Consider the following 10,605-nt stretch of genomic DNA (forward strand, 5'->3'; position numbering starts at 1 on the left):
CGGCGCGGTCGCTCCGGCCGCCGTTCCGCTCGGCGGTACGGCGACACCGGGCTCGGCCCCGGTCCCGGTCAGCCGGCCGAACGCGGGCCCGTCCTCGCGGGGCACCGCGACGGCTCAGCTCGGCCGGATCGCCAACCGGCAGGGCACCACGTACACCGGAGCCTCGTTCGCGGCGCCGGTCGGCACGGTCAGCGGACGGCACCCGACCGGGACCCTGGTCCGCCGGCAGGGCTGAGGTCCGTGATGGACACGGTGCGTCGTCCGCGGCGGACACGCACCGTCGGGGCCGCGTCATACCGGTGACGCTGGTCCCACCGGCCGGGATGTGCGCAGGGGGCATGCATCCCGGCCGGTTCGCCGTACCCGTTCCTGTCAACGTCGCGGCGCGCCCCCGTCGCAGCACTAGCCGACCGGCCCTCGTGCCATTAGCGTCTAGGCATGGCACGGGGCTTTCCCGGGCCAGCCGGCCAGCCCGGATCTGCGACCTCGCGCACGGGGCCCGCATCCGACCCCGTGTCCACCGGGCACCGGACGAGGCGGAACACGGGTGGCCGGGTGCCCATCCGCGGAGCAGGCCTGTGACCACTCGCCGTACCCCCGCCGGTGCCGACCAGACCCCGGCCGCGACTGCCACGACCCGCCGCAGCACCCGGAGCCGCCGTACGGCGGCGGCCGCGGCCGCCGGCACCGAGGAGCCCCGACCAGCCGGCCAGGCCTTCGTCCTGGATACCTCGGTTCTCCTCTCCGATCCCGCGGCGTTCCACCGCTTCGCCGAGCACGAGGTGGTCCTGCCCCTCGTGGTCATCTCCGAGCTGGAGGGCAAGCGCCACCACCCCGAACTGGGTTGGTTCGCCCGGCAGTCGTTGCGCATGCTCGACGAACTCCGCGTGAAGCACGGCCGGCTGGACCGGCCGGTGCCCGCCAACGACCAGGGCGGGACGCTCCGGGTGGAGCTCAACCACACCGACGACGGGGTACTGCCGCCCGGCTTCCGCACCGAGTCGAACGACGCCCGGATCCTTTCCGTGGCGCTCAACCTCGCCGCCGAGGGTCGCGAGGTCACCCTGGTCAGCAAGGACATGCCGCTGCGGGTGAAGGCGGCCTCGGTCGGCCTTCGGGCGGACGAGTACCGGCACGGCCAGGCCAGCGATCCCACCTGGACCGGCATGGCCGAGCTGGAGCTGGGTGAGGAGGAGATCGCCCGGCTGTACGCGGGCGAGACGCTGGACCTGGACGCCGCCGCCGGCCTGCCCTGTCACACCGGGCTGGTGCTGCACTCCGCCCGCGGCTCGGCGCTTGGCCGGGTGCTGCCCGACAAGACCGTACGGCTGGTCCGCGGCGACCGGGAGGCGTTCGGCGTGCACGGCCGCTCGGCCGAGCAGCGGGTCGCGCTCGATCTGCTGTTGGACGAGTCGATCGGGATCGTCTCGATGGGCGGTCGGGCGGGCACCGGCAAGTCCGCCCTGGCCCTCTGCGCCGGGCTGGAGGCGGTGATGGAGCGCCGCCGGCACAAGAAGGTGATCGTTTTCCGGCCGCTGTACGCCGTCGGCGGTCAGGAGCTCGGCTACCTGCCCGGCTCGGAGTCGGAGAAGATGTCGCCCTGGGCCCAGGCCGTCTTCGACACCCTCGGTGCCGTGGTGCACGAGAACGTGCTGGAGGAGGTCACCTCCCGCGGAATCCTCGAGGTGCTGCCGCTGACCCACATCCGCGGGCGGAGCCTGCACGACGCCTTCGTCATCGTCGACGAGGCGCAGTCGCTGGAGCGGGGAGTGCTGCTGACCGTGCTCTCCCGGATCGGTCAGGGCTCGCGGGTGGTGCTCACCCACGACGTCGCCCAGCGGGACAACCTCCGGGTCGGGCGGCACGACGGGGTGACCGCGGTCATCGAGGCGCTGAAGGGTCATCCGCTCTTCGCGCACGTCACCCTCAGCCGTTCGGAGCGTTCGCCAATCGCCGCTATGGTCACGGATCTGTTGGAGGACATTCCGCTCTGACGCCCCGTCGGTGCCCGTTCTGTCCTTATTCATCCGCGTTCATCTTGTGGTGCAGATCACAGTTAGCGCCCTGCATTTCCCATCGGCCTCACTGTGCGCAATGGTGTCCAACGAGCGTCCACGCACCGGAAAGATCGTCAAGGATCGTTCGTCACAGGATGACGGAGATCGGCGAGCACCGGTTCGTCGGCTGCGACCACGGGGTCGGGGCGCTCGCGACGCCGACGCGGCCCCCGATGGCCACGCGTCGCGTCGTGTCCTTGCCCCCGACGAAGGGACCACTTCGTGAGTCGGCTGTGGAGCCGGTTCGGCGCCCGCACGGCCGCCGTCGCACTGCTCTCCGTGGGCGTTGCCGGCGGCTTCTATCTGGGCGAAGACCGACAAACCCAGCAAGAGGGCCTGACCGCGCAGGTCGGCCTGCAGGTCGACCAGGCGGAGTACGCGTACCAGCGCGACCGGCAGGCCGACCACCAGATGGACTCGGCCAAGCAGCGGGCCGCCGAGTACCAGGCGAAGCTGCGCGCCGCCGCGGCGGCGAAGGAGGCCGCCGAGCGGGCCCGCGAGGCCGAGGCCGCGGCGGCGTCCCGGAAGAAGGAGCGGGAAGCGGCGGACGCGGCGGCCAAGGAGGCGGCCAAGCCGTACGACGGCCCGATCCCGACCTCCTGCGAGGAGTACAGCGGCAACCGGCAGATCGGCTGCGCGCTGATGCTCCAGGAGGGCTTCGGCATCGATCAGTTCCCGTGCCTGGACAAGCTCTGGACCAGGGAGAGCGGCTGGAACCACAAGGCCTACAACGAGTCCTCCGGCGCGTACGGGATCCCGCAGGCGCTGCCCGGCAGCAAGATGGCGACGGTCGCCGACGACTGGAAGACCAACCCGGCCACCCAGATCAAGTGGGGCCTCGGCTACATCGAGGGCCGGTACGACGACCCGTGTGGTGCCTGGCAGCACTCGGAGAGCACCGGCTGGTACTGATTCGACAGTGACGACGGCGGGGTGTGTGGGCGTCCACACACCCCGCCGTCGTCGTCGTGCGGCGTGGCGCGAGGGACAAGTGGCGGTCGGCCACGATTGCTGATAGCTCTTGGTACGTGACCTGGCGCGGCGGCCCGACCGAGGGCGATCCCCACCGGTTCGGCACCGAGGCGTTCTACGCCTCGCTGGGCCGGGCCTTCGTCGCCATGTGTGCGGTGGTGCCGATCCTCTTCCTCATCGAGGCGCTCGACGTCGGGCTGCACGCCAACCTCGACCTCGCCGCCGGGATCATCCCGCACCGCCTCCAGGGGCTCGACGGGGTCTTCTTCTCGCCGTTCCTGCACGCCGACTTCAACCACCTGTACAGCAACAGCGTGCCGCTGATCCTGCTCGGCACGTTCGTGCTCGCCGCCGGCACCCGCCGGTTCCTCTGGTCGACGCTGATCATCATCCTGGTCAGCGGATTGGGCGTGTGGTTCACCGGCTCACCCAACTCGGTGGTGGTCGGTGCCAGCGGCGTCATCTTCGGCTATCTCGGCATCCTGCTCACCCGGGGCGTGGTGGAGCGGAGCTGGTGGAACGTCGCCGTCGTCCTGCTGGTCGGCCTGCTCTACGGCTGGCAGCTGCTCGGCATCCTCCCCACCGACGAGCGGATCTCCTGGCAGGGGCACCTGTTCGGGCTGCTCGGCGGGGTGGTCGCGGCGATCCTGTTCCGGCGCCGGAAGGCGGAGCTGACCACCCCACCGGCGTCGGACTCGACGATCACGCTGCCCTGACCCGTCCCCGGGCGTCCGACCCGTCCTGGGACGTGCTTGCCCGGGGCCACCGGCCCGCCTACCGTCGGCATCAGCACGCGTTGATCCGTGGCGAAAGTGACGGTAGGCCATGCGCGAGGTCGATGTCGCCGTGATCGGGGCCGGTCCGGCCGGGCTCTTCGCCGCGTACTACGCCGGGTTCCGCGGGCTCTCCGTCGCGGTCGTCGACGCGCTGCCCGAGCCGGGCGGCCAGGTCACCGCGATGTACCCGGAGAAGCTGATCCTCGACGTCGCCGGCTTCCCCGCGATCAAGGGGCGGGACCTGGTGGCGAACCTGGTCGCCCAGGCCGCGCCCTTCGGACCGGAGTACCTGCTCGGCACCCGGGCGGAAAAGCTCTCGTACGCCGACGGCCGGCCGGTGCTCGGCCTCGCCGGGGGCGAGGAGCTGCGCTGCGGGGCGGTGCTGGTCACCGGCGGGCTGGGCAGCTTCACGCCCCGGCCACTGCCGGTGGCGGACAGCTTCGTCGGCACCGGGATCGTCTACTTCGTACCGCAGCCGGCCGAGCTGGCCGGCCGGGACGTGCTGATCGTCGGTGGCGGCGACTCGGCCTTCGACTGGGCGGTGACGCTCCAGCCGCTCGCTCGGTCGGTGACCCTGGTGCATCGGCGGGAGAAGTTCCGGGCACACGCCTCGACCGTCGCCCGGGTGCACTCCCTGCCGGTCCGGGTGGTGGTCAACGCCGAGGTCACCCGCCTGTACGGCGAGGACGCGGTGACCGGCGCGGAGATCGCCGTCCGGGGTGGTGCGACCGAGACGCTCCCGGTGGACACCGTGATCGCCGCCCTCGGGTTCACCGCCGACCTCGGTCCGCTGGCCGGGTGGGGGCTGCGGCTGGACCGGCGGCACATCGTGGTGGACAGCGCCATGGCCACCAACCTGCCCAGGGTCTTCGCCGCCGGCGACATCACCGAATATCCGGGGAAGGTCCGACTGATCGCGACCGGCTTCGGCGAGGCGGCGACGGCGGTGAACAACGCGGCCGTGGCGATCGACCCGACGGCCCACCTGTTCCCGGGCCACTCCTCCGACGGAAGCTGATTCCGGATCAAGGGCCGCAGCGTAGCCGGATCGATATTCCTGACTGCCAGCGTGCACGTATGAATCGACCGGCCACCACCCCCGACGGCGCCCGCGCCACCCTCGCCTGGCTGGGCCATCCGGTCTCGGTGCTCGCCCTGGTCGTACTGCTGCTCAACGACCACCTGTTCAAAGCTCTCCACCCGGGCGTCCTGACGGGAAAGGCCAGCGACGTGGCCGGGTTGCTGGTCGCTCCGCCGCTGGTCGCCGTCTTCGCCACTCTGCTGGCGCCGCGGCTGCGTCCCGGCGTCGCCGCCACCACCGCCCTCTTCCTGGTCGCCGCCGGCTTCGTGCTGGTCAAGTCGAGTGGGTGGGCGGCGGCCGCCGCCTCGGCGGGGTGGAGCGCGGTCGGCGGCCCGTCTCTGGTGCGCGCCGACCGTACCGACCTGGTCGCCCTGCCGGCCCTGGGACTTGCCTGGTGGGCCTGGCGCCGAGCGCGGCGGGAGCCGATACGGCGGAGATCCGCGCGGCTGGTCCGCTTGCTGGTCGTCCTGCCGGTCGCCGTGCTCGGGGTGGCCGCCACCAGCGCCGCGCACTACCCGGAGGCGGGGCAGGCGGCGGCGGTGGACGGGCGACTCCTCGCCGGTCGGCCCGACGACCACACCGGGTATCAGCCGTCGGACGGGTGGTCGATCAGCGACGACGCCGGGGCCACCTGGCACGCGCCCGCGGCCGGCGACGAGATCTGGCTGAACTCCGCGCGCAACGCCGGTTATGCGCGGCGCACCTGCTCGGTCGCCACCCCGACCCTCTGCTACCGGGTGATGTCAGGGCGGCTCGGGGTCGAGCGGAGCGACGACGGCGGCCGGACCTGGCACGTGGCCTGGGAGGTGACCGAGAAGCAGCGGTACCTGCTCAGCCGTCGGTATCCGAACCTTGACCGCCGGGAGCTCACCTCCCGCAGCCTCGTCGTGCTGGACACGGCGGACGGGCGGCATGCGGTCCTGGTGGCGAACGGGCGCGACGGCTTCGCCCTCCGCCGTCCGGACGGTACGTGGGAGCGGATCGGTTTCGCCGGTGACGACGTCGGTTACGTGCCGGACGAGGCAGCGTTACCGCTCGAGCACGCCTCCCCCATGGGTCGGGCAAGTGACGTGGTGCGGGTGCTCGCTCTGCTGCTCGCGCTCGGCAGCCTGATCCTGGTCGTGGCCGGCGGTCGGGCGACGGTGGCTGCCGGGGTCGGTTTCTGGTCGCCGGTCTGCGCCGGTCTGGTCCTGGCAGCGGCGGGTCTGCCCTTGGCCGTGGCCTGGCTGACCATCGACGGGAACGGGGCTTTCTTGATGACGGCGTTCGGGCTGCTGCCGCTCACTCTGGTGGCGCTGCTCTTCGTTCTGGTGCCGCTCGCGGGCCGGCCCTCCCGTCGCTGGTTGGTCGAGATGCTGTCGGCCACCGCGCTCGGCGTGGTGCTGCCCGGCCTGCCGCTGGTCGGTTGGCTCTACGGGCGTCCGGTCTACCCCTGGGTCGCCATTCCCCTCGCCCTGGCCGCCACGGTCCCGGGGCTGGTGTTGGCCTGGCGGTCCGGACGCCTGGTGAGGCCGCCGGTTCGGCGGGAGCCGCCCTACCCGCCGTTCCGGGGCGGGTACCCGCCGGACCCGCCGTGGCCCGCGCCGAACTACCCGACCGGCTGAGGGGCCGGGCTCCGGGCTGGGCCGTCAGGGTTCGCGGGGGAGGCCGATCAGGTCGGCCATCAGGGCGGTCTGGTGGTCGAAGTACTCGTCGCGGTGCGGCAGCGCCCGATTGATCCGGCCGAACAGCTCGAAGCTGATCAGCCCGAAGAGCTGGGTCCAGCCGGCCATGCCGCGCGCCAGCAGCGCCTCGGGGAGACCGGGGACGAGGCCGGCGGCCAACTCGGCCAGGTCGGCGCGGACCGGTTCGGGCACCTCCTCGTCGGGCGGGGTGAGCCGGCCGCTGGTGACTCCGTCGCGCAGGATGCCGACCAGCACGAGCGGGGGGCGCTGGGCCGGCTCGATGGTGTCGTCGGGGGCGGCGTACCCGGGCACCGGGCTGCCGTAGAGCAGGGCGTACTCGGCGGGGTGGGCGAGCGCCCAGGACCGGGCGGCGCGGCACACCGCGTGCCAGCGGCCGCGCAGGTCGTCCCGGTCGCAGGACCTGTCGGCCGCCTCCACCGCGTCGCCGAGCGCCTCGTACGCCTCGAGGATGAGGGCGGTGAGCAGGTCGTCCCGGCTGGGGAAGTAGCGGTAGATCGCCGACGAGACCATGCCCATGTCCCGGGCGACCGCCCGCAGCGACAGGTTGGCGCCGTCGGTGGCCAGGTGGCGACGGGCCACCGCCTTGATCTCGTCGATCATGCCGGCCCGGACCCGGGCGCGAATCGAGTGAGCGACCATGCCGTCACTCTGCCATGAATGAGAGCGCCAATCAAAACCGAGAGCACCGCTCTTGACGCGCCCAGGCGCGGGCTGTCATGCTGGTCCCGTCGTTGCGAGAGCACTGCTCTCGGATCAGATCCCCGCTTCGGAAGGTGACCTCCCCATGGCTCTCCACGTGATCGTCGGTGCCGGACCCGTCGGCTCCGCCATCGCCCGGCTCCTCGCCGAGGGCGGCGAGCGGGTGCGGGTGGTGACCCGCCGGGGCACCGGCCCCGAGCACCCGGCCATCGAGCGGGTCGCCGCCGACGCCGCCGACACCGACCGGCTGGCCGCGCTGGCCGAGGGCGCCACCGCCCTCTACAACTGCGCCAACCCGGCCTACCACCGGTGGCCGACCGACTGGCCGCCACTGGCTGCGGCGCTGCTCACCGCCGCCGAGCGCAGCGGCGCGGTGCTCGCCACCGTCGGCAACCTCTACGGGTACGGCCCGGTCGACGCCCCGATGACCGAGGCGACCCCGCTCGCCTCCACCGGCACCAAGGGCCGGGTACGCAACCGGATGTGGGCCGACGCGCTCGCCGCCCACCGCGCCGGGCGAGCCCGGATCACCGAGGTGCGCGGCTCCGACTACCTCGGCGCCGACGCCAACTCGCTGGGCAGCATGGTGCTGCCGCGGGTGATGGCCGGCCGGCGGGTGGTCGTACCGGTCGACCTGGACGCGCCGCACACCTTCACCTACGTCGGGGACGTGGCCCGTACCCTCGTCGCGGCCGCCGCCGACGAGCGGGCCTGGGGGCGGCCCTGGCACGTGCCGAGCCCCCCGGCCGTTTCCGTGCAGGCGCTGGCGGCCCGGGCGGCGGCGCTGGCCGGCGCGCCCGCGCCGAAGCTGACCCGGCTGCCGTACCGGGCGCTCTGGCTCGGCGGGTTGATCAATCCGATGGCCCGGGAGTTGCGGGAGACCGCCTACCAGTTCGACCGGCCGTTCCTGATGGACTCGACGGCGGCCCAGGAGACCTTCGGCATCACCCCGACGTCGCTCGACGAGGTGCTGGCCGAGAGCGTCGCGGGACTGCGCCCCACCGTGGCGGCACGGTGACCGGAGCCCCGGCGGCCGGGGCTCGTGCTCACCGCCGAGTGGACGGGCCGAGCGCGGCGACGAGGACCGCGACCATGGTCAGCGCCGCGCCGAGCAGGGTCGTGGGGCCGGGATGCGAGGCCGCCGTCGGTAGGACCAGGTCCAGCAGGACGGCCCCGACGATCTGCCCGGCGATGGTGGCCAGGCCGAGCAGCAGCACGCCGGTGAAGCGGACGATGGCGGCGGCGAGCGCGATGAAGACGATGCCGATCGCGCCGCCCAGGTAGAGCCACGGCTCGGTCGGCAGGCCGCCGGCTGGGCGGCCGCGCACCGCCACCTCGACCGCGAAGGTGGCCAGCAGCGCCACCGTGCCGACCGCGAAGTTCACCAGGGTGGCGGCCAGCGCACTGCCCGACGCCGCCCGGACCCGGCCGTTCACCGCCTGCTGCCACGCGATGGTGACGCCGGCGAGCAGCGGTAGCAGGGCCAACACCAGGGCGCCCGGGTCGCCCAGCCGGTCGCCGACCGCGAGCAGCACCGCCACGACGGTGAGCACCGCGCCGACCAGCCGGTTCGGGGTGACCGGCTGCCGCCCGCCCGGCCCGACGCCGGCCCGGTCGACCAGCAGGCTGCTGCCGGACTGCCCGGCGACCACCGCCACGGTGAACACGGCGACGCCGAGCGTGCCGATGGTCAGGCCCTGGGTGGCCACCAGGAACGCCCCGCAGACGCCGCCGAGGCACTGCCAAGGGCGCAGCGATCCGTCCGCCAGCGCCCCCCGGAGCGCGACCAGCCCCCGCCGGAAGCCCGGGGTCGCGGGGACCAGCACCAGGAGCAGCAGCAGGCCAAGGCCGAACGAGACCACCGCGGCGGCGATCCCGTCGGCCAGTCGTACGCCGAGTTCGCCGTTGATCCGGGACTGGACGGCCACCGCGACCCCGGAGGCGGTGGCCAGCCCAACGCCGGCGATCCGCCGCCCGGTCGGCAGCGTGGGGGGTGCCGCCGTCCCGGCGGCACTCACTCCTGCTCGGCCAGCGGCCGGCCGTCGAAGTCGACGGCCGAGTAGAGGGCGAGCTTCTCCAGCCGGTGGTACGAGTCGATCACCCGGATGGTGCCGCTCTTCGAGCGCATCACGATCGACTGGGTGTACGCCCCACCGGCCCGGTAGCGCACGCCGCGCAGCAGGTCGCCCGAGGTGACCCCGGTGGCCACGAAGAAGCAGTTGTCCCCGGTGACCAGGTCGTCGGTGAACAGCACCCGGTCCAGGTCGTGCCCGGCGGCGAGCGCCTTCTCCCGCTCCTCGGCGTCCCGCGGCCAGAGCTTGGCCTGCATCATGCCGCCCATGCACTTCAGCGCGCAGGCGGCGGTGATCCCCTCCGGGGTGCCGCCGATGCCCATCAGCACGTCGACGTCGGACTCGCCGCGGGCGGCCGCGATCGCGCCGGCGATGTCGCCGTCCGAGATGAACCGGATGCCCGCCCCGGCCCGCCGGATCTGCTTGACCAGGTCGTCGTGGCGGGACCGGTCCAGGACGCAGACCGTCACCTCGGAGACGTCCGTGCCCTTGACCTTGGCGATCCGGCGCAGGTTCTCGCCCACCCCGGCGTTGATGTCCACCACGTCGGCGTACATCGGGCCGACGGCGAGCTTCTCCATGTAGAAGACGGCGCTGGGGTCGAACATCGCGCCGCGCTCGGCCACCGCCAGCACGGCAAGGGCGTTCGGCATGCCCTTGCTCATCAGCGTGGTGCCGTCGATCGGGTCGACCGCCACATCCACCTCGGGACCGGTGCCGTCACCGACCTCCTCGCCGTTGAACAGCATCGGGGCGTTGTCCTTCTCGCCCTCGCCGATCACCACCACGCCCCGCATCGGGATCGAGTTGATCAGCTTGCGCATGGCGTCGACGGCTGCCCCGTCGCCGCCCTCCTTGTCGCCCCGGCCGACCCACCGGCCGGCGGCCATCGCCGCGGCCTCGGTGACCCGGACCAGATCGAGGGCAAGGTTACGGTCGAGATCCTGGGGGACCCGCGTCCTGGTGTTCGTCATGACGGCTTCCTCCTCGCGACGGTGCGGGGTGGACCGGCAGAATGCGGACGTCGCCACTGCCGGCTTTGTCGCTGATCCTCACACGATCGCCAACCTAACGTTGGGTCGGGGCGGGGATGACGCCGTTCCCGCCAGGCGGGCGGCCCGTACGAGTGGCATATCCCACCCATCCGCCGCCGGATGGCACCGCCCCGGACCCCGCCCGCCGCCCGCCCCGATGGTGGCCCGGTCATCGCCGAACGACCGGCTGCGAGAATGGGCGGGTGGAACCCGCGCAGCCAGCCGACCG

General features: G+C 73.0%; 9 protein-coding genes and 1 pseudogene. 7 read left to right on the forward strand and 3 right to left on the reverse strand.

The window, feature by feature from the left end:
* The 6 genes and pseudogenes from DKL51_RS26375 to DKL51_RS26400 form a co-directional block, all read left to right on the forward strand.
* Window positions 1-235 (forward strand): annotated as a pseudogene (locus DKL51_RS26375) (hypothetical protein); the annotation flags it as partial.
* A gap of 343 nt (window positions 236-578) precedes the next feature.
* Window positions 579-1,994 carry an RNA 5'-3' helicase PhoH2 gene (phoH2, locus tag DKL51_RS26380; RefSeq protein ID WP_109945723.1) on the forward strand — a complete coding sequence of 472 codons (1,416 nt, stop codon included), beginning with the start codon at window positions 579-581 and terminating at the stop codon, window positions 1,992-1,994.
* Window positions 1,995-2,279: 285 nt separating this feature from the next.
* A complete protein-coding gene (locus DKL51_RS26385) occupies window positions 2,280-2,969 on the forward strand; it encodes an aggregation-promoting factor C-terminal-like domain-containing protein (RefSeq protein WP_109945722.1) in 690 nt (229 codons plus the stop codon).
* A 116-nt stretch (window positions 2,970-3,085) separates the two neighbouring features.
* Entirely contained in the window at window positions 3,086-3,745 is a 660-nt protein-coding gene (locus tag DKL51_RS26390) for a rhomboid family intramembrane serine protease (RefSeq protein WP_109945721.1), read from the forward strand.
* Window positions 3,746-3,854: 109 nt separating this feature from the next.
* Entirely contained in the window at window positions 3,855-4,823 is a 969-nt protein-coding gene (locus tag DKL51_RS26395) for an NAD(P)/FAD-dependent oxidoreductase (RefSeq protein WP_109945720.1), read from the forward strand.
* A gap of 59 nt (window positions 4,824-4,882) precedes the next feature.
* Window positions 4,883-6,490, forward strand: a complete 1,608-nt coding sequence (locus DKL51_RS26400; protein WP_109945719.1) for a hypothetical protein — start codon at window positions 4,883-4,885, stop codon at window positions 6,488-6,490.
* A 24-nt stretch (window positions 6,491-6,514) separates the two neighbouring features.
* Here the strand turns inward: DKL51_RS26400 and DKL51_RS26405 are convergent, their stop codons facing one another.
* Window positions 6,515-7,210: a TetR/AcrR family transcriptional regulator gene (locus DKL51_RS26405; protein ID WP_109945718.1), complete on the reverse strand. Its 696-nt coding sequence runs from the start codon at window positions 7,208-7,210 to the stop codon at window positions 6,515-6,517.
* A 145-nt stretch (window positions 7,211-7,355) separates the two neighbouring features.
* Here DKL51_RS26405 and DKL51_RS26410 point away from each other — a divergent pair, with 145 nt between their 5' ends.
* Complete coding sequence (locus DKL51_RS26410) at window positions 7,356-8,288, forward strand: NAD-dependent epimerase/dehydratase family protein (protein WP_109945717.1); 933 nt, start codon at window positions 7,356-7,358, stop codon at window positions 8,286-8,288.
* A gap of 28 nt (window positions 8,289-8,316) precedes the next feature.
* On the opposite strand, the gene DKL51_RS26415 is transcribed toward DKL51_RS26410, so the two are convergent.
* Together DKL51_RS26415 and glpX are read right to left on the reverse strand one after the other, a co-directional pair.
* Entirely contained in the window at window positions 8,317-9,288 is a 972-nt protein-coding gene (locus DKL51_RS26415) for a DMT family transporter (RefSeq protein ID WP_109945716.1), read from the reverse strand.
* On the reverse strand, window positions 9,285-10,316 hold the full coding sequence (gene glpX / locus DKL51_RS26420) for a class II fructose-bisphosphatase (protein ID WP_109945715.1): 1,032 nt from the start codon (window positions 10,314-10,316) through the stop codon (window positions 9,285-9,287). The genes DKL51_RS26415 and glpX overlap by 4 nt, the downstream gene beginning before the upstream one ends.
* Window positions 10,317-10,605: the final 289 nt, after the last annotated feature.

Source organism: Micromonospora globispora (assembly GCF_003857015.1).
Classification (GTDB): Bacteria; Actinomycetota; Actinomycetes; order Mycobacteriales; family Micromonosporaceae; genus Micromonospora; species Micromonospora globispora.

Excerpts from the sequence above, each read along its gene's own strand:
- DKL51_RS26400 (WP_109945719.1), top strand. The coding sequence starts at position 4,883 with ATGAATCGACCGGCCACCACCCCCGACGGCGCCCGCGCCACCCTCGCC.
- DKL51_RS26410 (WP_109945717.1), top strand. The coding sequence starts at position 7,356 with ATGGCTCTCCACGTGATCGTCGGTGCCGGACCCGTCGGCTCCGCCATC.
- glpX (WP_109945715.1), bottom strand. The coding sequence starts at position 10,316 with ATGACGAACACCAGGACGCGGGTCCCCCAGGATCTCGACCGTAACCTT.
- DKL51_RS26395 (WP_109945720.1), top strand. The coding sequence starts at position 3,855 with ATGCGCGAGGTCGATGTCGCCGTGATCGGGGCCGGTCCGGCCGGGCTC.
- DKL51_RS26405 (WP_109945718.1), bottom strand. The coding sequence starts at position 7,210 with ATGGTCGCTCACTCGATTCGCGCCCGGGTCCGGGCCGGCATGATCGAC.